The sequence below is a fragment of the Roseivivax halodurans JCM 10272 genome, assembly GCF_000521785.1.
GTDB classification, from domain to species: Bacteria; Pseudomonadota; Alphaproteobacteria; order Rhodobacterales; family Rhodobacteraceae; genus Roseivivax; species Roseivivax halodurans.
Genome location: NZ_JALZ01000013.1, coordinates 38987 through 61031, shown reverse-complemented (window position 1 = coordinate 61031; position 22045 = coordinate 38987). Strand labels below are relative to the sequence as shown.

General features: G+C 66.3%; 21 protein-coding genes. 5 read left to right on the top strand and 16 right to left on the bottom strand.

The annotated features are described in order from the left end of the window. Nucleotides 1-23 precede the first annotated feature (23 nt). Nucleotides 24-1289: a phosphoribosylamine--glycine ligase gene (gene purD / locus OCH239_RS12980; protein WP_037263369.1), complete on the top strand. Its 1266-nt coding sequence runs from the start codon at nucleotides 24-26 to the stop codon at nucleotides 1287-1289. 17 nt (nucleotides 1290-1306) lie between these two features. On the opposite strand, the gene OCH239_RS12975 is transcribed toward purD, so the two are convergent. The 5 genes from OCH239_RS12975 to OCH239_RS12955 form a co-directional block, all read right to left on the bottom strand. After that, complete coding sequence (locus tag OCH239_RS12975; RefSeq protein WP_037263368.1) at nucleotides 1307-1999, bottom strand: L,D-transpeptidase; 693 nt, start codon at nucleotides 1997-1999, stop codon at nucleotides 1307-1309. Between the two features lie 60 nt (nucleotides 2000-2059). Continuing rightward, complete coding sequence (locus OCH239_RS12970) at nucleotides 2060-2386, bottom strand: hypothetical protein (protein ID WP_037263366.1); 327 nt, start codon at nucleotides 2384-2386, stop codon at nucleotides 2060-2062. Nucleotides 2387-2451: 65 nt separating this feature from the next. Then, nucleotides 2452-3426, bottom strand: coding sequence for a quinone oxidoreductase family protein (locus OCH239_RS12965; protein ID WP_037263365.1), 975 nt, complete (start codon nucleotides 3424-3426; stop codon nucleotides 2452-2454). A gap of 17 nt (nucleotides 3427-3443) precedes the next feature. After that, nucleotides 3444-4427, bottom strand: a complete 984-nt coding sequence (locus tag OCH239_RS12960; RefSeq protein WP_037263363.1) for an NAD(P)H-quinone oxidoreductase — start codon at nucleotides 4425-4427, stop codon at nucleotides 3444-3446. A gap of 93 nt (nucleotides 4428-4520) precedes the next feature. Beyond that, entirely contained in the window at nucleotides 4521-5189 is a 669-nt protein-coding gene (locus tag OCH239_RS12955; RefSeq protein WP_037263362.1) for a COQ9 family protein, read from the bottom strand. 125 nt (nucleotides 5190-5314) lie between these two features. On the opposite strand from OCH239_RS12955, the gene rpsU reads away from it, so the two are divergent. Then, on the top strand, nucleotides 5315-5521 hold the full coding sequence (rpsU, locus tag OCH239_RS12950; protein ID WP_008207378.1) for a 30S ribosomal protein S21: 207 nt from the start codon (nucleotides 5315-5317) through the stop codon (nucleotides 5519-5521). A 75-nt stretch (nucleotides 5522-5596) separates the two neighbouring features. Here the strand turns inward: rpsU and OCH239_RS12945 are convergent, their stop codons facing one another. From OCH239_RS12945 to OCH239_RS12905, 9 genes are all read right to left on the bottom strand, one after another. After that, nucleotides 5597-6349 (bottom strand): ABC transporter permease, encoded by a 753-nt coding sequence (locus tag OCH239_RS12945; protein ID WP_037263360.1) that lies wholly within the window; start codon nucleotides 6347-6349, stop codon nucleotides 5597-5599. After that, a complete protein-coding gene (locus tag OCH239_RS12940; RefSeq protein ID WP_037263359.1) occupies nucleotides 6346-7281 on the bottom strand; it encodes an ABC transporter ATP-binding protein in 936 nt (311 codons plus the stop codon). The genes OCH239_RS12945 and OCH239_RS12940 overlap by 4 nt, the downstream gene beginning before the upstream one ends. Then, entirely contained in the window at nucleotides 7278-8459 is a 1182-nt protein-coding gene (locus OCH239_RS12935) for an ABC transporter permease (protein WP_244430356.1), read from the bottom strand. Before OCH239_RS12935 ends, OCH239_RS12940 begins: the two co-directional genes overlap by 4 nt. Beyond that, the gene (osmF, locus tag OCH239_RS12930) at nucleotides 8456-9364 is read right to left on the bottom strand and encodes a glycine betaine ABC transporter substrate-binding protein OsmF (protein ID WP_037263356.1); all 909 of its coding nucleotides are present in this window, start codon (nucleotides 9362-9364) and stop codon (nucleotides 8456-8458) included. Before osmF ends, OCH239_RS12935 begins: the two co-directional genes overlap by 4 nt. A 104-nt stretch (nucleotides 9365-9468) precedes the next feature. Continuing rightward, nucleotides 9469-10308, bottom strand: a complete 840-nt coding sequence (locus OCH239_RS12925) for a metal ABC transporter permease (RefSeq protein ID WP_037263355.1) — start codon at nucleotides 10306-10308, stop codon at nucleotides 9469-9471. Then, entirely contained in the window at nucleotides 10305-11183 is an 879-nt protein-coding gene (locus tag OCH239_RS12920) for a metal ABC transporter permease (protein WP_037263354.1), read from the bottom strand. Before OCH239_RS12920 ends, OCH239_RS12925 begins: the two co-directional genes overlap by 4 nt. Further along, complete coding sequence (locus OCH239_RS12915) at nucleotides 11180-12073, bottom strand: manganese/iron ABC transporter ATP-binding protein (protein WP_037263352.1); 894 nt, start codon at nucleotides 12071-12073, stop codon at nucleotides 11180-11182. Before OCH239_RS12915 ends, OCH239_RS12920 begins: the two co-directional genes overlap by 4 nt. Then, a complete protein-coding gene (locus OCH239_RS12910; RefSeq protein ID WP_037263350.1) occupies nucleotides 12073-12972 on the bottom strand; it encodes a metal ABC transporter substrate-binding protein in 900 nt (299 codons plus the stop codon). The genes OCH239_RS12915 and OCH239_RS12910 overlap by 1 nt, the downstream gene beginning before the upstream one ends. A 708-nt stretch (nucleotides 12973-13680) precedes the next feature. Continuing rightward, nucleotides 13681-15903 (bottom strand): NADP-dependent isocitrate dehydrogenase, encoded by a 2223-nt coding sequence (locus tag OCH239_RS12905; RefSeq protein WP_037263348.1) that lies wholly within the window; start codon nucleotides 15901-15903, stop codon nucleotides 13681-13683. Between the two features lie 205 nt (nucleotides 15904-16108). On the opposite strand from OCH239_RS12905, the gene OCH239_RS12900 reads away from it, so the two are divergent. Beyond that, complete coding sequence (locus OCH239_RS12900) at nucleotides 16109-17404, top strand: MFS transporter (protein ID WP_244430355.1); 1296 nt, start codon at nucleotides 16109-16111, stop codon at nucleotides 17402-17404. Between the two features lie 89 nt (nucleotides 17405-17493). On the opposite strand, the gene OCH239_RS12895 is transcribed toward OCH239_RS12900, so the two are convergent. Together OCH239_RS12895 and OCH239_RS12890 are read right to left on the bottom strand one after the other, a co-directional pair. After that, on the bottom strand, nucleotides 17494-18069 hold the full coding sequence (locus OCH239_RS12895; RefSeq protein ID WP_037263347.1) for an NAD(P)H-dependent oxidoreductase: 576 nt from the start codon (nucleotides 18067-18069) through the stop codon (nucleotides 17494-17496). Between the two features lie 116 nt (nucleotides 18070-18185). Then, nucleotides 18186-18503 (bottom strand): hypothetical protein, encoded by a 318-nt coding sequence (locus OCH239_RS12890; protein ID WP_157577869.1) that lies wholly within the window; start codon nucleotides 18501-18503, stop codon nucleotides 18186-18188. Between the two features lie 191 nt (nucleotides 18504-18694). Here OCH239_RS12890 and ku point away from each other — a divergent pair, with 191 nt between their 5' ends. Then, on the top strand, nucleotides 18695-19594 hold the full coding sequence (gene ku, locus OCH239_RS12885; RefSeq protein WP_037263343.1) for a non-homologous end joining protein Ku: 900 nt from the start codon (nucleotides 18695-18697) through the stop codon (nucleotides 19592-19594). Further along, entirely contained in the window at nucleotides 19594-22035 is a 2442-nt protein-coding gene (gene ligD, locus OCH239_RS12880; protein ID WP_037263341.1) for a DNA ligase D, read from the top strand. Before ku ends, ligD begins: the two co-directional genes overlap by 1 nt. The last annotated feature ends 10 nt before the right edge of the window (nucleotides 22036-22045 follow it).

The following is a 22045-nucleotide window of genomic DNA, read 5'->3' as shown; positions in this document are numbered from 1 at the left end:
GCGCAGGCAAGACGGAGGCCCCCATGAACATCCTCATCCTCGGTGGCGGCGGACGGGAGCATGCGCTCGCCTGGGCAGCGCTGCAGAACCCCAAATGCGACAAGCTGATCGTGGCGCCGGGCAACGCGGGCATCGCCGAGATCGCGACCTGCGCGCGGCTCGACATCGAGGATGGCGGCGCGGTCGCCGAATTCGTTGGCGAGAACAACATCGACCTCGTCATCATAGGCCCCGAGGCGCCGCTCGCCGCGGGCGTCGGCGAGCGGCTGCGCGAGGCGGGCCTCCTCGTCTTCGGCCCCTCCGCCGCCGCCGCGGAACTCGAGGCCTCCAAGGCCTTCACCAAGGAGATCTGCGCCGCTGTGGGCGCTCCCACCGCCGCCTATGCCCGCTTCGACAACGCTGGGGCCGCCCGCGCCCACATCCGCGCGCACGGCGCCCCCATCGTCGTCAAGGCCGACGGCCTCGCCGCGGGCAAGGGCGTCGTCGTCGCCGAGACCAAAGCGCAGGCGCTCGCCGCCATAGACGACATGTTCGGCGGCAGCCTCGGCTCGGCGGGCGCGGAAGTGGTGATCGAGGAGTTCATGACCGGCGAGGAGGCCTCGTTCTTCGTCCTCGTCGACGGCGAGACCTGCCTGCCGATCGGCACCGCTCAGGATCACAAGCGCATCGGCGAGGGCGACACCGGGCCGAATACCGGCGGCATGGGCGCCTATTCCCCGGCCCCCGTCATGACGCCCGAGGTCGAGGCCCGCGCGCTCCGCGAGATCGTCGAGCCCACCATGGCCGAGATGGCCCGCCGCGGCACGCCCTATTCCGGCGTGCTCTACGTGGGCCTGATGATCGAGAACGGTGCGCCGCGGCTCGTCGAATACAACGTCCGCTTCGGCGATCCCGAATGCCAGGTGCTGATGATGCGGCTCGGCGCGCAGGCGCTCGACCTCATCCATGCCTGCGCCGAGGGCCGGCTCGCCGAGGCCCGGGTGCACTGGGCCGAGGATCACGCGATGACCGTGGTGATGGCCGCCAAGGGCTATCCCGGCGCCTACGTCAAGGGCAGCGCGATCGGCGGCCTCGGGGACCTGCCCGAGGACAGCTGGCAGGTCACCTTCCATGCCGGCACCGCGAGAGACGGCGACCGCGTCGTCGCTGCGGGCGGCCGCGTGCTCAACTGCACCGCCCGCGGCACGACCCTGACCGAGGCGCGCGACCGCGCCTACGCGCTCGTCGATGCGGTCGACTGGCCCGAGGGCATGTTCCGCCGCGACATCGGGTGGCGGGCGCTCGGCTGAGCGCCCTGCCCCGCCGGTCAGTAGACCGACGCCATCCCCTTCGGCCGCATCGACGGCAGCACCGTCACCGAGGCCCCGTGAACCGCGCGCTCGTAGAGCTCGATCACGTCGTGGTTCAGCATCCGGATGCAGCCCGACGACACGGCGTGCCCGAGCTCCTCGGGAACGGCATCCCCGTGCACCCGGTAGAGCGTGTCCTTGCCGTTGCGGAAGAGATAGAGCGCCCGCGCCCCGAGCGGGTTGCCCGGGCCCGGATCCATCCCCCCGTTCGCGGCCGAATAGGGCTCGAGCTCGGGCTGCCGCGCGATCATGGTCTCGGGCACCTTCCAGCGCGGCCATTCGCGGCGGAATTGCAGCCGCGCGGTCCCTTCCCAGTCGAACCCCTGGGCGCCGACGCTGCAGGAATAGCGCATGGCCCGGTCGCGGCTCTCGACGAAGTGCAGCACCGCCCGGTCGGGATCTACGACGATGTCGCCGCGCGGCCGGTCCGGCCACGGATTTACGACCTCGCGCCGCCAGTGCTCGGGCGGCAAGGCAGCGGGATCGATCGCCGCAATCGGAAAAGGCTCATCCGTTATCGCACCGTAATGCGCGGGCAGGCTTCGGGTGGGCGGCGCCTCGGCCACCGATGGGATGGGGGCGGGCTCGGGACGGGCGCAGGCGACAAGGGCCGACGCCGCGCCGAGCGCGACAAAGCTTCTACGGTTCATATGGGGATCCTTCAGGGTCTGAACGGCTGGCGCGACCGGAGCGGTCGCGCGATTGTGGGTTCAGACCGGGCGGGGCGGATCTCGTGGCGGCGCATCGCCGCGCGACCGGGCCGGCCAGGCACCCTCCGCCACGAAATGTCCGGGGGCGAAGGTCGATGGATCCTCCACCCTTGCCGGATCGGACAGGACCGCCGGGGTGCAGGCCGCCCCGAGAGAGCCTGCAAGCCGGCACCGTTTTTCATGCGCCACCGAGGGGGCGGCGACCGCGGCGTCTTCGGCGGCTACGGAGACGGCCCGCGCCTGCGGCGGGAGATCGCGCGCGAGAGCGCCCCACGGCAGCAGGGCACCCATCAGAACGGTCGCAAGAACGAGGCGGATCAGTCGCATGGGACCTTTCTTATCCCGCCCCGTCGTCCGCGCCAGCCACGCTGACGCGCTTGTGACCGCCGCGCTCAGACCGTCAGGATGGTCGAGCCGGTGGTCTTGCGGGCTTCCAGCGCACGGTGCGCCTCCGCCACCTGGTCGAGCGGGAAGCGCTGATCGACGCGGATCTTCACCGCACCGCTGCCGACCTTCTCCATGAGCATCCGCGCCATCTCCTGACAGGTCTCGTGATCGGCGATATGGGTGAAGAGCGTCGGCCGCGTGATCTTGAGCGACCCCTTCGCGCCGAGCGTCGCGATCTCGAACGGCGGCACCGGCCCCGAGGCATTGCCGAAGGACATCATCATGCCGAGCGGCGCGAGGCAGTCGAGCGAGCCCATGAACGTGTCCTTGCCGACACCGTCCATGACCGCCTGCACGCCCTTGCCATCGGTCAGCTCGTTCACCTTCTGCACCCAGTCGGCATCGCGGTAGTTGATGCAGGTATCGGCGCCGTGCTCCTCGGCCAGCCGGCATTTCTCGTCCGTCCCAGCCGTCCCGATCAGCCGGATGCCCTCGGACTTCGCCCACTGGCAGGCGATGAGCCCGACGCCGCCCGCCGCGGCGTGAAACAGCACCGTGTCGCCGGGCCCGAGGGGCGTCGTGCGGTGAAAGAGGTACTGCACCGTCATGCCCTGGAGCATCATCGCCGCGCCGTCCTCGAAGGAGATCGCCTCGGGCAGCGGACAGACCTGAGTGGCGGGCATCACCCGCGCCTCGCAATAGGCGCCCGGAGGCGCCGAGGCATAGGCCGCGCGGTCGCCGGGCGCGAGATGCGTGACCCCCTCGCCCACCGCCTCGACGATGCCCGCCGCCTCCATGCCGAGCGCGTGCGGCATCTCCATCTTGTAGAGCCCCGTGCGCTGGTAGACGTCGATGTAGTTGAGTCCGCAGGCCTCGTGGCGGATGCGGATCTCGCCCGGTCCCGGCTCGCCCACCTCGCGGTCCACGACCTTGAGAACCTCGGGCCCGCCGGGCTCCTCGATGATCACCGTCTTTGCCATGTCTTGTCCTCCCTCGCTCACGCGACCTTCAAAACGATCTTGCCGATATGGTCCGACCCTTCCATCCGCGCATGGGCCTCCGCCGCCTTCTCGAGCGGGAATTCCAGATCCATGATCGGCCCCACCGTCCCCGCCTCGAGCAGCGGCCAGACATGCGCCTTGAGGCTCTCGGCGATCCGCGCCTTGGCCAGATCGCTCTGCGGCCGCAGCGTCGATCCGGTGATCGTCTGCCGTTTGGCCATCACCGGCGCGAAATTGATCTCGGCCTTCGGCCCCGACAGGAAGGCGATCATCACCAGCCGCCCCTCGACGGCCAGAGCCTGCAGGTTGCGCTTGATGTAGCCGCCCCCGACCATGTCGAGGATGAGGTTGGCGCCGCCTTCGGCCTTCAGAACCTCGACGAAGTCCTCTTCGCGGTAATTTATCGTACGTTCCGCGCCGAGTTCCTTACATTTCGTACATTTCTCGGGTGATCCGGCGGTGGTGAAGACCCGCGCGCCGAAATGCCGGGCAAGCTGGATCGCCGTCGTCCCGATCCCCGACGAGCCGCCGTGGCAGAGGAACGTCTCCCCCGCCTGAAGACGTCCGCGCTGGAAGACGTTGGACCAGACGGTGAAGTACGTCTCGGGCAGGCACGCCGCAAGCTTGAGGTCCATCCCCTTGGGAACGCTCAGACAATGCGCCGCCGGCGTGACAGCGTACTCGGCGTATCCGCCCCCCGGCAGAAGCGCGCAGACCTCGTCTCCGACCTCGAGATCGTCGACACCCGGCCCGACCGCGGCAATCTCTCCCGCCGCCTCGAGCCCGGGCAGATCGCTCGCCTCGGGCGGCGGCGCGTACATCCCCGCCCGCTGCAACGCATCAGGCCGGTTCACGCCGGAATAGGCAATCTTGATAAGGACTTGGCCATGACCCGGAGCCGGTATCTCGCGCTCCGCTGGCTTCAGGACCTCGGGCCCGCCGGACTGGCTGATTTCCACCACTCGCATCGTCTCGCTCACCGCTCGTCTCCTCGTTCTCTTTCACGCCACACCGACAAGCCGTGACCCTCGTCACGTCACCGCGCCACCGTATGCGCTTGTTATCAGGAAGTTTTACTGCCGCTGCTGCCCGGGAATATCGTCCCGCGGCTTCGGACGCCGCCCGACGAACCTGTTCGGCAGGTCCATCAGCTTTCCCATAAACGGCACTTTCCGCACACTCGCCTTGGCCGTCTCGATCCGCATCACGTCGTCGATCCTCCGGTCGAGAAACGACCACGTCTCGTGACTTCCGGGCGAATCGTCCCCCAGCCAATAGAGCACGGTCGAGGAATAGACCCCCGAGAGCGTCGCCCGCTTGGTGTACCAGTTGAAATCCTCCGACGTGTCGCCGAGCGCGGTCCAGATCGCATCCGCCGTGTTCCACAGCGCCCGCGTTCCGTCCGCCGCGTACATCGGCAACGAAAACAACGTCATGCCGCGTCGAACGGCCTCCCTGTCCTCGCTCGCCTCGATCCGGGTCCGGACCGCGCGGGCGACCTTGTCCCGGTATCGCAGGCCGTCGAGCGACATGGACTGGAGCCGCTCCACCATGCGCCGGTCGCCCCGCGCATGGAAAGCGAGTGCGAGGTCCACCGCGCCTCTCGGGAAGAGTCCGCGCGCCACGGCGGGCGCGACCCCGGCATCCTCGGCAGCGGCGCGAAAGGTCGTCTCGGACCAGCCGTCGAACGGCACGTGCATCAGCGCCGCATCGATCAGCGCATCCTTCGGATCTTCTGTCATCTTTCGCTCCTCTGGCCTCGCTTCGGGTGCCCGGGCCGGGCACTGGACAAGCTAGCGATGCTTTGCTATACGGCCACCTCCTGCATTTCCTTGCAACTCCAACTCAGAAAGGTGGTGACAACCACATGCAGGTTAGCGTTCGCGACAACAACGTCGATCAGGCCCTCCGGGCCCTGAAGAAGAAGCTCCAGCGCGAAGGCGTCTTTCGTGAAATGAAGCTCAAGCAACATTTCGAAAAGCCGTCTGAGAAGAAAGCGCGCGAGAAGGCCGAAGCGATCCGCCGTGCCCGTAAACTGGCACGCAAGAAGGCGCAGCGCGAAGGCATGCTCTGAGGAGCGGCACTTCCGAACAGCGATGAGAATGACGACCCCCGGGGCGGATGCCTTCGGGGGTTTTACTTTGTCTGCTCAGCGGGTTGTGGCTCGCCCCGTCCTGCGGGCGAGCCAGACCTCGAGCAGCACGAACGCGTCGTAGATCAACACCGCGAAGAGCCCGACGATCAGGCCGCCCTGCAGAACGAAGGCGGTGTTGTTGGTCAGAAGGCCCGCAATGATGACCTCTCCCAACGTCGAGGCAGCCACGGTCGAGCCGATCGTCGCGGTGCCGAGCGAGATCACGACCGACAGCCGCACGCCCGTGAGGATTACCGGCAGGGCGAGCGGAAGCTCCACCTGCCATAGCCTCTGCGCCCGGGTGAGTCCCATGCCGCGGGCGGCGTCGAGCGTTGTCTTAGGCAGCGTCGCGAAGGCAGTCATGGCGTTCTCGAAGACCGGCAGCAACCCGTAGAGGAAGAGCGCCACCAGCGTCGGCCCTGACCCGAAGCCAAGAGCGGGTACGGCCAGCGCCAGCACCGCAACCGGCGGAAAGGTCTGGCCGACATTGGCGATGGTGCGCGACAGCGGTCGGAATGCGGCCCCACCGGGGCGCGACACGGCAATCGCCAGCGTGACCGCCACGATGGTCGCCGCGGCGCAGGCGATGGCGACAAGCGCGAGATGCGACATCGCAAGCGACAGGATCGAGGTGCGGGTGTAGATCGCTTGCTGCGGTGTCGGTGCGACGGGGGCAAAGACCGGGCGGAACGCCTCGGGCACGGTGACGAGGGCGACCACCAGCGCGAGGATGACACCGCGCAGGACAAGACCGGGCCATGACGTCATTCCGGCCGCTCTGCCCGGGCGCGGATCGCGTCCATGGTCACCCGTCCGACCACCTCGCCATCCCGCTCCACGGGGAGCGCGTCACGGGCGGACCAGAGCCCCATCGCGAGCGCATCGCGGAGGCTTGCAGTCGCGGCCACGGCCGGACCCTCCGCATTTCCCTCCTCCATCGCGTCAGCGACCGGGATCAGCGCGAGCAGGCGGATGGGCCGCTCGTTGTCGCCAACCATCTCGGCAACGAAGTCCGAGGCCGGGCGCGAGACGATCTCCTCGGGAGGGGCGTATTGGACGAGTTTGCCCCCATCCATCACCGCAACCCGGTCGCCGAGCCGGATCGCCTCGTCCATGTCGTGGGTGACGAGCATGATCGTCGAGCCGAGCTGGCGCTGGATGCGGCGCAGATCCTCTTGGGCCCGCGCGCGAATGATTGGATCGAGTGCACCGAAGGGTTCGTCCATCAGCATGAGATCGGGTCGGGACGCGAGCGCACGGGCGACGCCGACGCGCTGCTGCTGACCGCCCGAGAGTTCGTGGGGAAAGCGGTCGCGGAAGGCGTCCGGCTCCATCCCGAACAGCTCCAGAAGCTCGTCCACGCGCGCGCGGATGTCCTTCTTGGACCAGCCGAGCAGCCGCGGCACGGCACCGATGTTGCGGCCGACGGAATGGTGCGGGAAGAGCCCGTGCCCCTGGATCGCGTAGCCGATGCGGCGGCGCAGCTTGTAGGGGGCCATGTCGGCGGTGCGCTCGCCGTTAATGCGGACCTCGCCCGAGGACGGCTCCACCAGCCGGTTCACCATACGCAGGAGCGTCGTCTTGCCCGAGCCGGAGGTGCCGACGATGGCGGTGATCGAGGAGGTCTCGACCGTCATCGACACCGCGTCGACCGCGCGGGTCTCGCCGTAGATCTTGGTGAGTGCGTCGATCTCGATCATGCGCTTTCCTCGGGGATCTTTCGGGTGGCATCGACGAGGATGTCCATGACGACGCCTGCAACGATGGCGAGCAGTACCGTCGGCAGCGCGCCGAGCAGGATGAGGTCCGTCGCGGTCTGGTTCAGCCCCTGAAAGACGAAAGTGCCATAGCCCCCGCCGCCGATGAGCCCCGCGATCACTGCGAGGCCGATATTCTGGACGAGCACGATCCGGATGCCCGCCAGCATGACCGGTAGCGCGAGCGGCAACTCGACCGTGCGCAGACGTTGCGCCACCGTCATGCCCATCCCGCGCGCCGCCTCCTGCGCCGCGCGCGGCACGGCGTCGAGACCGGCGACCGTGTTCGAGACGACGGGCAGAAGCGAATAGAGAAGCAGCGCGACAAAGGCCGGGGCGAACCCGATACCGGCGATACCGAGAGACCGTGCCCCCGGCACCGTCGCACCCACCCATCCAAGGATCGGGATCATGATCCCGAACATCGCCAGCGACGGGATGGTCTGAAGCAGGCTCAATGTCGGCAGCGTCGCGGCGCGGAGCGAGGCCCGCCGGTGGCACAGGATCCCGAGCGGGAAGCCGATGAGCGCCGCCGCCCCGAGAGAGCCGAATGCAAGCCAGAGATGGCGTATCGTCTCGGCCCGGAAGCTCGCCGCGCGCGCACGGTATTCCTGCATGGTCGAGATATCGGCCAGAAGACCCGAGGCCAGCACCGCCGCAAGCGCGCCAAGGAGCACAACGAGAATAGCCGCGCGCGCGGACGGGCCGGGCTTCAGCGCCGAGAGCGCGTCTGCCATCAGGAGCGTGAGCGCGAGGAGCAGCATCCAGACGCCTGCCCCGGGCGCAACACGCGCGAGGTCAAGCGCATCGGCGAGCAGCGCCTCTGCGGAGGCGGAGAGCAGTGCCAAAAGCCCGGCGAGGCCGACGAGGCTGCCTCCGAAGCGCGGCCAGGGCCGATCTGTCGCCAGACCGATGATCAGACCTCCGAGGATCGCGGCGATACAGAAGGCCGCGGCACCGGGCGGGACGGCTGCCCATGCCGCCACTCCCTCCCCCAGAACGATGCGGTTCTCGCGAAAGGTGACGAAGGGCAGCGCAAGCCCCGCGCCACCGATCGCGGCGAACAGGAGCCCCGTCGGCGATACCGAGCCCGCGGCGCGCTTCATGGTTGCCTCGGTCACGATCCGTCGAGCACTCCGGCTTGTGTCAGGTAATCGCGGGCGACCGCCTCGGACGGCTCGCCGCCGACCTGGATGCGACCGTTGAGTTCCTGCAGAGTTTCAAGGTCGAGGCTCGTGAAGATCGGGTTCAGCACCTGTTCGATCTCCGGATATTCCTCGAGGATCTCGGCCCGCACGATCGGCGCCGGCTCATAGACGGGCTGCACGCCCTGATCGTCTTCCATCACCTTGAGCCCGGTTGCCGCGACGCCTCCATCGGTGCCGTAGACCATGGCCGCGTTAACGCCCGACGTGCCGCGTGCGGCGGCCTGGATCGTCGCGGCGGTGTCGCCACCCGACAGGATCACGGTCTGGTCCTCGGAAAGCTCGAACCCGTAGGTCTCCTGCATTGCGGGCAGAACGGCCGGCGAGGAGACGAATTCGGTCGATGCCGCGAGCTTCACCTCGCCGCCCTCCGAGACCCACGCGCCGAAGTCGGACATGGTAGAGAGCTCGTTCTCCTCGGCCACGTCGCCGGTCACCGCGATTGCCCATGTGTTGTTCGCCGAGGCCGGCTCCAGCCACGTGACGTCGTTTTCGGCATCGAGCTCCTTGGCCCGGGCGTAAGCCTCCTCTGCGTTCTTCCAGAGGTCCTTGTCGGCCTCGTTGAAGAAGAACGCCGCGTTGCCGGTGTATTCGGGGTAGATGTCGATCTGGCCCGACAGGATTGCCTCGCGCACGACCTGCGTGCCGCCGAGCTGCAGGCGGCGCGTCACAGGCAGATCCGCGTCCTCGAGCGCCAGCGCGATGATATTTCCGAGGAGGCCCCCCTCAGTGTCGATCTTGGACGACACGACGATGTCGGCATGGAGCGGGGCGGCGAACGCGAATGTGGCGAGCGCGGCGGCGAACGGCGTACGGATCATGGTGTGTCTCCCCCGGTACGGTGCGTGCAATCTTCGCAACGGACCTAGGGTGCGGGACGCTCTCGGCCACGGAGGATGTGGAAAATCAATGGCCGCCGACGAGATCAGGCCGCGGCCCGGCGTGACGCGCGCTTAGTTGCCCAGAGGCGCCGCGCAAAGGCCACTATGAAGACCGTGGTGAGGATCAGCACGACCGTCGGCGCGGGCGCGCTGTCGATCCAGAAGCTCAGGTAAGTGCCAGCGGACATCGACAAGGCGCAAACGACAATCGAGACAGCGAGCATTGCGCCGAACCTGCGGACCGTCAGGAACGCGATCGCGCCCGGGGCGATGAGAAGCGCAACGGCAAGGATGAGGCCCGTTGCGGACAAGGTCGCAACGACGGTGAGGGACAGGATAGACAGAAGCGCGTAGTGCAGGAATGCGACGGGCAGGCCCGACGCCTTTGCCTGCGCCGGATCGAAGGCGTGCAACAGAAAGTCTCGCCATTTCAGCAGCAGGACCAGCGCAACCGCGGCGGAGATGAGCCCCGCTGTCCAGAGATCCCGCGGCCCCACGCCCAGCATGTTGCCGTAGAGGATATGGTCGAGGTGCTGGGTCGTGTTCACCTGGGTATAGAGAACGATCCCGAGACCGAACATGCCCGAGAAGACGACGCCCATCACGGTGTCGCGCTTCACCCGGGAATTCTCGGCGAGATAGCCCGTCAGGAGCGCGCAGCCCATCCCGGCCGCGAAGGCCCCTAGGATCAGCGGCAGACCGGTGATCCAAGCGAGCACGACGCCGGGAAGGATCGCGTGACTGACCGCATCGCCCATCAGGGCCCAACCCTTGAGGACAAGGAAGCAGGACAGGAGCGCCGTCGGCACCGCCACGATGAGCCCGATCAGAAAGGCGTTCTGCATGAACGGGAATTGAAACGGCAGGAGGAGATCGAAGCTCATTCCGCGGGCTCCTGCATGGGCGCGGTTCGGGCCAGCGTATCCGCAGCGCGGGCGCGCGCTGCGAGCAATCCGTGTTTCGGAGCGAAGACGAACGCGGCGAGGAAGATCAGCGTCTGCAGACAGACGATGATCCCACCCGTCGCGCCGTCGAGGAAGAAGCTCGCATAGGCACCGATGAAACTCGTTCCCGATCCGATCGCAACCGAGAGCGCGAGAAGCCGCGGGAAACGGTCGCAAAGGAGGTAGGCGGTCGCCCCCGGCGTCACCACCATGGCGATGACGAGGAAGGCACCCACGGTCTGCATGGCGGCCACTACGGCCAGCGAAAGGAGCGTGAAGAACAGGACCTTGAGCCGTCCGGGCCTGAGGCCGATGGAACGGGCATGCGTCTCGTCGAAGAATACCGCAAGAAGATCTTTCCATTTGAGCAGAAGCACCGCCAGCGAGCCGATCCCGATGATCGCCAGCTGCAGCGTGTCCGCGGGGGTGATCGCGAGGATGTTGCCCATGGTGATGGTCTGCACGCTGACCGCCATGGGGTTCAGCGAGACGAGGAACAGGCCGAGGCCGAAGAAAGCGGTGAAGATGAGACCGATGATCACGTCGACCTTGAGGCCCGATCGCTCCGAGAGGACAAGCATCGTGCCGGCGGCGAGGCCCCCCGCGATGAAGGCGCCAAGGGCGAAGGGCAGTCCGAGCATGTAGGCTCCGGCGACGCCCGGCACGACGGAATGGGCCAGCGCGTCTCCGATCAGCGACCATCCCTTCAGCATCAGATAGGCGGACAGGAACGCGCAGACCGCGCCGACGAGAGCCGAGACCCACATCGCGTTCGTCATGTAGCCGTAGGTGAAGGGCTCCAGAAGGACGATCACGATCCGTCCCCGCTTGTCTGCTGCCGCTCGCCATAAGTTACCAGCGGCCGCTCGTCGTCCGTGAAGATCGACACTGAGCGCGCATCCGCGTCGTGATCCGCGTGCAGGGCTTCCCCGCCGAGTGTGAATTGTCGCAGGACACCGCCGAAAGCCGCCTCGAGATTGCGCTTGGTGAAGACGTCCCGGGTGAGGCCATGGGCAAGCACGGTGCCCTTCACGAGCACCGTCCTGTCGCAGAATTCGGGAACCGAGCCGAGATTGTGGGTCGAGACCAGCATCACGCGACCTTCCGCCCGCAGATCCCGCAGGAGGGCGACGATCTGCTCCTCGGTTGTGACGTCGACACCGGTGAAGGGTTCGTCGAGCAGGATCACCTGCCCCTCCTGCGCCAGGGCCCGCGCCAGAAAGACGCGCTTACGCTGCCCGCCCGACAGCTCGCCGATCTGGCGGTGCCGGAACTCGGACATGCTCACGCGTTCGAGCGCCACGTCGACCGCCGCCCGGTCCGCGGGCTTCGGCCGCCGCAGAAAGCCCATGTGCCCGTAGCGGCCCATCATCACCACGTCCTCGACGAGGACCGGAAAGGCCCAGTCGACCTCTTCGGCTTGAGGCACATAGGCGACGAGGTTGCGCTTGAGCGCCTCGGTCACCGACATGCCCAGCAGGCGGATCTCTCCGCGCGCCACGGGCGCGAACCCCATGATAGCCTTGAAGAGCGTGGACTTGCCCGCGCCGTTCACACCAACGAGCGCGGTGATCGTGCCCTTCGGAACTGCAAAGCTCGTGCCGTTCAACGCGGTGTGGCCGTTGCGGTAGGTGACGGCGACGTCCCGCGCGACGATGCCCTCGTCTGCCTGCACCTGGCCCGTATCGGCGAACCTGTCGAGCATCACGACCCATCCCGCGATGCGAGCCCGTCGGCCACGGTCGTCGCGGTCACCCGGAGGAGGTCGAGATAGGTCGGCACCGGGCCTCCCTCCTCGCTCAGGCTGTCAACATAGAGGATGCCGCCGAATTCGGCTCCCGTTTCGCGCGCTACCTGCTCGGCCGGACGGGTCGAGACGGTGCTTTCGCAGAAGACCGCCGGGACGTCATGCTCCCGCACGCCGTCGATGACGGTCCTCACCTGCTGCGGCGTGCCCACCTGGTCGGCGTTCATGGGCCAGAGATAGAGCTCCTTCAGCCCGAAATCCCGGGCGAAATACGAGAACGCCCCCTCGCAGGTGACGAGCCAGCGCTGGCTTTCGGGGATCGACGCGATCCGGTGTCTTACCGGCTCGAGCGTCGCCCTGATCCTGCCCTTGTATGCGTCGGCGTTGGCCGCATAGACCTCGGCGCTGCCCGGATCGATCTCGCTGAGCGCGGATGCAATGTTGTCGACGTAGACGAGCGCGCTGTCGAGACCCATCCAGGCGTGCGGGTTCGACTGCCCCTCGTAGGCGCCTTCCGCGATCGGGATCGGCGCGATGCCGTCCGAGACCGTGGCCGATGGCACATCGCCGAGATTCGACAGGAACTGCTCGAACCAGAGCTCTAGGTTCAGGCCGTTCCAGAGGATCAGATCGGCATCCTGCGCCGCGACGATGTCGCCGGGCGTCGGCTCGTAGCCGTGGATTTCGGCGCCGGGCTTGGTCACCGAGACGACCTCCGCCTCGCCGCCCGCCACGTTGCGCGCCATGTCCGCGATCACCGTGAATGTCGTCACCACCTTCGGCTTGTCCTGCGCATGCGCGGCTGCCGCCGGCAATCCTAGGAGCAGCGACAGGACGAGCGGTCGGATCTTCAGCATTCTGTTCCACCTGCGGGAGTTGTTGCGACTGGTTCGCAATACTGAAGTTGGAATGAGAACGGTTTGCAAGTAATTCAAGATCCGTGCGTCAACGTTTTCGTGCTTTGCCTGTCCAGGACGTGCCGAAGAGTGCTTCCGGCGGCGCGGCGCCGGTGCGCTTGGATGTTTTCACAGCCATTGCGGCAAGCTTTGAATTTTCAGGGGTGCCGGCTTGAATCACCGTGGTGCCTTGCTGTTCCCCGTCGCAGCCCGCCGCTACTCTGCATCCGCGCGCTCGACACGACCTGTCAGCCGGAGGTTTCAGGGCTCGCAAACGGATAGTGTCGACGGAGCTGCTTTCGGCGACGGGGCGGGGTCCGGCATGGCGACCGGCCCGGTAGATTGCCGGTCCCATCGCATGTCATTCGGTATCTGGGTGGTAGCGGCCGGGGCAGCACCTCCTCCCGTGCGGAGGGGGCGAGCTTCAACAACGGACCGGGCCAGCGCACGCCCAAAATTGGCGTATCGTTCCGTGAGTGCGGGCCCAACTTGCGTCGGACCCGTAGGAGGCTAGTGTCGAAGAGATCGGCGGAACCTGTGCGGGGGATCAGCGGGGCCGACTTGCGCCGAAACTGCCCTGAATTCGTTTACAACCGGTAAAGAAGTCTGGCGCGAACGAAAAAGGCCCGACGCATCTGCCGAGCCTTTCCAGTTTGTCGATCTGGCCGTTCAGCCGATCAGATCGTTCAGCGTCGCCGACGGTCGCATCACCTTCGCGGTCTTGTCCGCATCCGGGTGGTAATAGCCGCCGATATCCGCCTTAGACCCCTGCGCTTCTGCAAGCTCCTGTGTGATCTTGTCGGCATTGGTCTTCATGGCATCGGCGATCGGCTTGAAATGCGCCGCGATGTCGGCATCGTCGGTCTGTGCCGCCAGCGCCTCGGCCCAGTAGAGCGCGAACCAGAAATGGCTGTCGCGGTTGTCTGGCTGGCCCACCTTGCGCGAGGGCGAGCGGTCGTTGTCGAGCACGCCCTGCGTCGCCGTCTCGACTGCCTTGCCGAGCACTCGCGCCTTCTCGTTGCCCCGCTGGTCGGCGAGGAATTTGAGGCTCTCGCCGAGCGCACAGAACTCCCCGAGAGAATCCCAGCGCAGGTGGTTCTCTTCCACCAACTGCTGGACGTGCTTCGGTGCCGACCCGCCCGCGCCGGTCTCGAAGAGCCCGCCGCCATTCATCAGCTTCACGATCGAGAGCATCTTGGCCGAGGTGCCGAGCTCGAGGATCGGGAAAAGATCCGTCAGATAGTCGCGCAGCACGTTGCCGGTGATCGCGATGGAGTTTTTACCCTTCCGGATCGTCTCGATGGTCTGCCGCGTCGCCTCCCGCGGGGCCATGATCTTGAACTTGTCCGCGACGCCCTTCTCCTCAAGGATCGGCTTCACGAACTTGATGAGCTCGGCATCATGCGCGCGGCTTTCGTCGAGCCAGAAGATCGCCTCGCAGCCCTCGGCCTTCTGACGCTCGATGGCGAGCTTCACCCAGTCCTCGATCGGTGCCTTCTTGGCCGAGGCCGACCGCCAGATGTCGCCCGCCTCGACCTCGTGCTCGTGCAGCACGTCGCCATTGGCAAGCACCAGCCTCACCTTGCCTGCGCTCGGGATCTCGAAGGTCGTCGGGTGCGAGCCGTATTCCTCGGCCTTCTGCGCCATCAGGCCGATGTTCTGCACCGTACCGCAGGTCGTCGGGTCGAGCTGGCCGCTTTCCTTGAAGACCTTGATCGTCTCGTCATAGACCGGCGCGTAGGAATTGTCGGGGATCACGCAATTCACGTCGTGCTGCCCGTCGTCCGGCCCCCAGCCCTTGCCGCCGGCGCGGATCACCGCGGGCATCGACGCGTCGATGATGACGTCGGAGGGCACGTGCAGGTTGCTGATGCCCTTGCCACTGTCGACCATGTACATCGGCGGACGCTCGGACATAACTTTGTCGATCTCGGCGCGGATCTCGTCGCCCTTGCCGGTGTCGTCGAGCCGCGCGAGCATGTCCTTGATGCCGGAATTCGGGTTCACGCCAGCGGCCTTCAACTCGTCGCCGTATTTATCGAAGACGGGTTTGAGGAACTCCTTCACCGCGTGACCGAAGATGATCGGGTCCGAGACCTTCATCATCGTCGCCTTCATGTGCAGCGAGAAGAGGACGCCCTCTTCTTTGCTCTTCTCGATCTCCTCGGCAAGGAAGGCGTCGAGCTTCTTGGCGCTCATGAAGGTCGCGTCGACGACGGTGCCTTCGGGAAAGGACACGCCGGACTTGAGCTCGGTCACTGTGCCGTCGGCGGCCACGTGCTCGATCTTCGCGTCGCCTGCCTGGGCCGCGGAGAGGGTCGCCGAAACTTCGTTCGAGTAGAAATCGCCTCCGGACATCGACGCGACGCGCGTCTTGCTGTCGCTCGACCACTCACCCATCGAATGGGGATTGTTCATCGCGAAGCGCTTCACGGCCCCGGCGGCGCGGCGGTCGGAGTTGCCCTCGCGCAGGACCGGGTTCACCGCCGAGCCCTTGATCGTGTCGTAGCGGGCGCGGACTTCCTTTTCCTCGTCCGAAGACGGCTCCTCGGGATAGTCGGGAATGCCGTAGCCCTGCCCCTGCAGCTCCTTCACCGCGGCGACAAGCTGCGGGACGGAGGCCGAAATGTTCGGCAGCTTGATGACGTTGGCCTCGGGCTCCTTCACGATCCGGCCGAGATCCTTGAGGTCGTCGGACTGGCGCTGGTTCTCGGACAGGTAATCCGGGAAGGTCGCGAGGATCCGTCCCGCAAGCGAGATGTCCTTGAGCCCGATGCTCACACCGGCGGCGTCCGCGAAGCTGCGGATGATCGGCAGCAGCGAGTACGACGCCAGCTCGGGCGCCTCGTCCACCTTGGTGTAGATGATGTCGGGAAGATTCGGATCAGACATGTCTCTCAACGCCCCTCATGTTCGTGTCGCGACCCCGCTTACCCGAGTGCGTGGCCGGGGTCCACAGACCCCGCTCCTGCACCCGTCGACCACAGTTCCGTCAGCTGCTGTCGTCAATGTGCGATTCAGCCTTCCAGCGTAAGGAAAGGCCTAGTAGGCACGCGGCCGTCACCGATCCCCGCCAAGAAACGCGCCTACCCCGCCCATGATCCTGCGCAGTCTCGCCTCCGTCGCCGCCCTCCTTCTCGGCTCAGCCTTTCTGCTCTTCGCCGGGGGGATGAACGGGCTTCTCCTCCCCATCCGCGGCGAGATCGAAGGCTTCACCGCCTTCTCGCTCGGCCTTCTCGGTACCGGCTGGGCAATCGGCTACGTCGCGGGCTGCGTCGCGACACCGTGGCTCGTGCGCCGCGTCGGACACGTGCGCGCCTTCGGCGCCATGTGCGCGCTCGCTGCGATCACGGTGCTGGCGTCGCTCCTGTTCCTCACGCCTTGGGTGTGGATCCCAACCCGAGGCATTTCGGGCTTCTGCTTCGCCGGGGCCGCCATGATCGTCGAGAGCTGGCTGTCGGAACGCGCGGACAAGAATGCGCGCGGCCGCATCTTCGGCGTCTACACGATGGTGAACCTCGCCGCGACGACGCTCGGGCAGCTTGCCCTGACGCTCGGCGATCCGTCGGGCTTCGTGTTCTTCGTCGTCGCGGCCATGGTCTATTGCCTCGCCCTTCTGCCGACCGCGGTAAGTGCCTCCCAGACCCCGGCCCCGCTGACCTCGGTCTCCCTCGACCTGCCGGCACTCTGGCGGAATTCGCCGATCGCGGTCTTCTCGGTCTTCATGGTTGGCACCTCGAACGGAGCGTTCGGCGCCCTTGCGGCCGTCTACGCCTCGCGGCTCGGTCTGACACTCGACGAGGTTGCGATCTTCGCCTCGGTGCCTCTTGTCGCCGGCGCGCTGGCCCAGGTGCCCGTTGGCGCGCTGTCGGACCGGTTCGACCGGCGGATCGTGCTGATCGTCGTGGCGCTGCTCGGCCTTGTGGCGGATGCCAGCTTCATCGCCGGGATATTTACCGCGACACAGACCATCCTGATCGCCTCCGCGGTCTTCGGAGCGGCGGTCTTCTCCATGTATCCGGTGATCGTCGCTCATGCCAACGACCACGCGGCCGAGGGCACGGGGCTCCAGGTCTCGGGCGGGTTGCTCTTCGTCTTCGGGCTCGGTTCCATCGTCGGCCCGTCCGCCGCAGGCCTTGCCATGACCTCGCTCGGCAGCTCCAGCCTCTTCTGGATCACCGGCGGAGCCCATGGGCTTCTGGTGCTCTTCGCGCTCATCCGACTGCGCGCACGCGCCGCGGTTCCGCAAGACGAGAAGATCGCGTTCAAGGCCTCGCCTCTCACCCGCTCGACCACACCGCAGACGGCGGCGCTCGCGCGCAAGAGCCGCGGCGGGCCGCGTCTCAAGGGATCCGCACGCGGCTGGGGAACTCTCAGGACGGACCAGAGCTAGAACGCGCCGCCTCGCGGCGACAACAATGTGGGACGCACCTTAAGAGTGGTCCATCCCTCGGGCCGATCGCGAACATGGTCGTCCCGCCCTTAACGGCCTGCGCGGCCGAGCGCGGCCATCCGCGAGAGACCGCGCCTTCGTGCCTTGGCCGATCCCTCGACCATACCGAACAATGTCCAGCGCACCGGCTTGATGCCCACGAAGTGCAGGATGTTGCGGTCGAAACTCCGCAAGGAATGCGCGCCGTACCAGAGCCGGTAGAACGGCGCGGGCATGCCCATCGTCACCACAATCCGCGCCGAGCGGCCTGCGAGGCCTTTCGGAAACGTCACGCCCTCGGACATGCCGATGAAGTCAGGACGCAGCACCTGTTCGAGCCAGGCCTTGAGCTTGGCCGGCATCGTCCCGAGCCAGAGCGGATACACGAAGACGATGTGATCCGCGGCCAGGATCGCCTTCTGCGCCGCAGTCACGAAATCGGGCGGATCGCCGTTGGTCCATTCGCTCTTGGAATGGATGAAGCCCACCGCATCGTCGGCGACGTCGATACGCGCCACGGCATGTCCTGCCTTCCGCGCGCTCTCTGCATAGGCATCGGCGAGCGCGCCGCAGAAATGAGCCTCCGCACCGTCCGGGTGGCCGTTGACGATCAGGATCGAGGTCATTGCCCGCCCCTTACATGCTTGTGTCGCGCTAGAGGTCTGCCTCTCTCGACGGGAATCGCAGTCATACGGTCATGCCGGTCGCGTGCGCCGATGCAGGGACGGACCATGTCCTCCGCTCACTCGTCTAGGACCGAAGCTGCGCCGGGAACCGCATGCAGGAGCGACGTCACCCGGCCGGCCCCGCGGTGGTAGTCTTCCGCCAGCTTGTGGAGATGACGCAGCCCGATCACCTGCGCATCCACGGGATTGGTGCAGTGCAGAAGCGCATGCTGCGTCGCGACATCCGCGCGGATGCGCTCGGCAAGAAAGCTCTGCACCTCGCTGAACACGTCCATCCACGTCTCGAGCAGCGTCATTGGCGGTGCGGCCGAGATCGACCTAGACCACCATTTGACCGGATCCTGCGCGGCCTGTGGCTCGGGAAGTTGTGCCATTTGATTCACCTTGTCCTCCATTATCGGTGCTCATTTCGCAGGGTGCCCGAGTTCAAGCGCTGACTGCTTTGATACCAATCAAACATCCGCGTCTCGGCGGGTCTGTTTTTTGCGGCAGAGCGGGCTTGCCGCCGAGGAAACCGGGCCCCGCCGTTCGGCGTTGAGCGAGAGGTCATCGAAAGGGTCGCGCCATGGCTTCACGCGCCGTTTGGAAGGGGCAGCTTCGGCTGTCGCTCGTCACCATCGCCATCGAGGTTTATCCTGCGACCAAGTCCGGGGCGCGGATCTCTTTCCGGCAGATCCACGAACCTTCGGGCAAGCGCGTCCATTACGAAAAGACCGTGAAGGGCGTCGGCCCGGTCGATGCGGACGAGATCGTGAAGGGGTACGAGACCGGCAAGGACGAGTACATCCTCCTTGAGCCCGAAGAGATCGACGCGCTGAAGGTCGAGACGTCGAAGACGCTCAAGCTCGTCCAGTTCGTCGAGAGCGGGGACATACCACCTCTCTATTTCGAGCGGCCCTACTACATCGTGCCGCAGGACGAGCTTGCCGAAGACGCGTACCGCGTGGTCCGTGACGCGCTCCGGGCCGAAGGTAAGACGGCACTCTGCCAGATCACCCTGCGCGGCAAGGAGCACCTCGCGGCGATCCGCCCCTGCGGCGACGGGCTTCTGCTCGAGACCCTGCGGTACGAGGACGAGATCCGGGACGCCGATCCGATGTTCTCCAAGATCGCCGACGAAAAGGCGGACGAGGAGATGCTCGAGCTTGCCCGGGAGCTCATCGGCAAGAAGACCAAACCCTTCGACGCGTCGGCCTTCACCGACAGCTACCATCAGGCGCTCAAGGAGCTGATCGACGCAAAGCGCAAGGACAAGACGACCGATACCGTCGAGGCGGGCGACGATGGCGGTAATGACGGAGACAACGTCGTGGACCTCATGAGCGCGCTGCGTAAGAGCGTCGAGACGTCCGAGGGCGGATCCGGGTCCAAGTCCACGCGCTCATCCAAGTCCTCGAGTTCGAAGGCCAAGGGCAAGTCCGGGTCGAAATCGCGCTCCTCCACCTCGAAGAAGAAGGCTTCGTGATGGCCGACCGCCTCAAGGACTACAAAGCGCGTCGCGATTTCTCGAAGACGTCGGAGCCGAAAGGCACGAGCGGCAGGGCGCGTGACGGCGATCGGTGGTTCTCGATTCAAAAGCACGACGCTTCATCCCTCCACTACGATCTGCGGCTCGAACATGACGGTGTGCTTCTGTCCTGGGCGGTTCCGAAGGGGCCGAGTCCACGCACCGGCGACAAGCGTCTGGCGCAGCGGACCGAGGATCATCCGCTGGATTACGGCGACTTCGAAGGCACGATCCCAGAGAAGGAATATGGCGGCGGAACGGTCATGCTCTGGGACAGGGGCACCTGGACGCCGCGCGGCGATGTCGAAGAGATGCTGTCGGACGGCAATCTCAAGATGGACATCGCCGGCGAGCGGATGCGGGGCGGATGGGCACTCGTGCGGTTCAAGAAGGGCGGCGATGGGGCGTGGCTGCTGATCAAGGAGAAGGACGACTACGCGAGCGACAGCGCCGGCGCGCTGACCACGGAGTTCGAAACGTCGGTCGCGACCGGGCGCACCTTCGAAGAGATCGCAAAAGACGCCAAAGCCAGAAATAGAAAGGACGATGCCCCGAAGCGAACGGGCAAGGCGCCGAAGTTCCGCAAGCCGCAACTCGCCACCCTGGTGTCAGAGGCACCGACCGGCGACGCCTGGTTGCATGAGACGAAGTTCGACGGCTACCGAGCGCTGGCGGCGATCGGCAAGGGCGGCGTGACCCTCTGGACCCGCAACGGCAAGGATTGGACCGAGAAGTTCGGCGCTCTCGCCGGGGCTTTCGACCCTCTGCCTTGCGACAGCGCCCTGCTCGACGGAGAGGTGATGGCGGCGAAGGTGAAGGGGTCGCCGTTCTCGTCGCTGCAAAATGCGCTCTCGAGCGGTGGTGATCTCGTCTACTTCTGCTTCGACGCCCTCGAGATCGACGGGGAGGACCTGACCGATGCTCCGCAGACCGAGCGCCGCGAGCGGCTCGAGAAGCTCTTCCGGGGCGTGCCGGAGGCCGGGCCCCTGCGGCTCACCGATCAGGTCCGAGGAGGCGGCGCCGACATCTTCAAGGCGGCCTGCAAGGCCGGCGCCGAGGGCATCATCAGCAAAAAGGCGGACGCACCCTATGCCGGCACCCGGACGAAAGCCTGGCGCAAGGTCAAATGCGTAAACCGGCAGGAATTCGTTGTGGGTGGCTATACGCCTTCGGGCAAAGATCGCCCTTTCGCCTCGCTCCTGGTCGGCGAGGCGGACAAGGACGGCCTCCGCTACCGAGGGCGCGTCGGCACGGGCTATTCCGAGGACGATCTCAAAACGCTCTCTCAGGGGTTCAAGACGCGCAAGACACCCCCGTTCGAGGACGTGCCGCAGGATATCGCGAAAGATGCGGTCTGGGTCACCCCTGAGACTGTGATCGAGGTCGAGTTCACCGAACTCACGGAAGACGGACATGTCCGCCACGGCGCCTACCAGGGGACGCGCGCCGACAAGGGAGCCGAAGACGTGAGACCCGAGAAACCGGATAATTCCGAGAGTGAGGACGAGGTTGCCGGCGTGCGCATCTCTCACCCAGGTCGCGAGGTGTTTCCCTCCTCGCACTGCACCAAGCTCGACATTGCCCTGCACTACGAGCGGGTCGGCGAGCGCTTGACCGAGATCGCCGGGCACCGTCCGCTGTCGCTCGTTCGCGCGCCCCAGGGCATCGAGGGCGAGACGTTCTTTCAGAAGCACGCAGGCAAGGGCTTTCCCGACGCACTGGAAGAGATCGAGATCGAGGAATCGGGCGGCAGCACCGGAACCTACATCTACGCAACGCGAACGGAAGCATTCGTCGCTGCAGCCCAGATGGGCACTGTCGAGTTCCACATCTGGGGCAGTCGGGTCGACAAGCTCGAGCGACCGGACCGCCTGATCTTCGATCTCGATCCCGACGAGGGGCTGGGATGGGACGACGTGCGCTCCGCCGCCTGCGATCTGCGCGATCGGCTGGGCGATCTGGGTCTCGCGTCCGGTGCGATGGTGACCGGCGGCAAGGGCATTCACGTCTGGCTCCCGCTCCATCGCAGCCATGACTGGGACCTGGTCAAGACCTTCTCCAAGACCGTGGCGCATGTGATGGCCGAGGCCGAACCGGGCCGCTTCACGGCCACCATGTCGAAAGCAAAGCGCAAGGGCCGCATCTTCATCGACTGGCTCAGGAACGAGCGGGGAGCGACGGCAATCGCGCCCTATTCGCTGAGGGCACGCGAAGGCGCGCCGGTTGCGGTCCCGGTCACCTGGGACGAACTTCCGGACCTCGACGGGCCGAACGTCTTCGACATGGGCGCGGTGCGGGAGCGTCTCGAGGAGCCCTGCCCCTATCTCGCTCAGCTGAACGATCTGCAGCGCCTGACATCAGCCGTGGTGGACCGCCTCGAAGCCGAGCGAGATGGCTGACATGCGGTCA

Excerpts from the sequence above, each read along its gene's own strand:
- OCH239_RS12965 (WP_037263365.1), bottom strand. The coding sequence starts at position 3,426 with ATGGCAAAGACGGTGATCATCGAGGAGCCCGGCGGGCCCGAGGTTCTC.
- OCH239_RS12940 (WP_037263359.1), bottom strand. The coding sequence starts at position 7,281 with ATGATCGAGATCGACGCACTCACCAAGATCTACGGCGAGACCCGCGCG.
- OCH239_RS12890 (WP_157577869.1), bottom strand. The coding sequence starts at position 18,503 with ATGGCACAACTTCCCGAGCCACAGGCCGCGCAGGATCCGGTCAAATGG.
- OCH239_RS12895 (WP_037263347.1), bottom strand. The coding sequence starts at position 18,069 with ATGACCTCGATCCTGATCGTCAACGGCCACCCGGACGGTGCGGAGGCT.
- purD (WP_037263369.1), top strand. The coding sequence starts at position 24 with ATGAACATCCTCATCCTCGGTGGCGGCGGACGGGAGCATGCGCTCGCC.
- ku (WP_037263343.1), top strand. The coding sequence starts at position 18,695 with ATGGCTTCACGCGCCGTTTGGAAGGGGCAGCTTCGGCTGTCGCTCGTC.
- OCH239_RS12915 (WP_037263352.1), bottom strand. The coding sequence starts at position 12,073 with ATGCTCGACAGGTTCGCCGATACGGGCCAGGTGCAGGCAGACGAGGGC.
- OCH239_RS12910 (WP_037263350.1), bottom strand. The coding sequence starts at position 12,972 with ATGCTGAAGATCCGACCGCTCGTCCTGTCGCTGCTCCTAGGATTGCCG.
- OCH239_RS12970 (WP_037263366.1), bottom strand. The coding sequence starts at position 2,386 with ATGCGACTGATCCGCCTCGTTCTTGCGACCGTTCTGATGGGTGCCCTG.
- OCH239_RS12945 (WP_037263360.1), bottom strand. The coding sequence starts at position 6,349 with ATGACGTCATGGCCCGGTCTTGTCCTGCGCGGTGTCATCCTCGCGCTG.
- OCH239_RS12900 (WP_244430355.1), top strand. The coding sequence starts at position 16,109 with ATGATCCTGCGCAGTCTCGCCTCCGTCGCCGCCCTCCTTCTCGGCTCA.
- OCH239_RS12955 (WP_037263362.1), bottom strand. The coding sequence starts at position 5,189 with ATGACAGAAGATCCGAAGGATGCGCTGATCGATGCGGCGCTGATGCAC.
- OCH239_RS12905 (WP_037263348.1), bottom strand. The coding sequence starts at position 15,903 with ATGTCTGATCCGAATCTTCCCGACATCATCTACACCAAGGTGGACGAG.
- osmF (WP_037263356.1), bottom strand. The coding sequence starts at position 9,364 with ATGATCCGTACGCCGTTCGCCGCCGCGCTCGCCACATTCGCGTTCGCC.
- OCH239_RS12925 (WP_037263355.1), bottom strand. The coding sequence starts at position 10,308 with ATGAGCTTCGATCTCCTCCTGCCGTTTCAATTCCCGTTCATGCAGAAC.
- rpsU (WP_008207378.1), top strand. The coding sequence starts at position 5,315 with ATGCAGGTTAGCGTTCGCGACAACAACGTCGATCAGGCCCTCCGGGCC.
- OCH239_RS12975 (WP_037263368.1), bottom strand. The coding sequence starts at position 1,999 with ATGAACCGTAGAAGCTTTGTCGCGCTCGGCGCGGCGTCGGCCCTTGTC.
- ligD (WP_037263341.1), top strand. The coding sequence starts at position 19,594 with ATGGCCGACCGCCTCAAGGACTACAAAGCGCGTCGCGATTTCTCGAAG.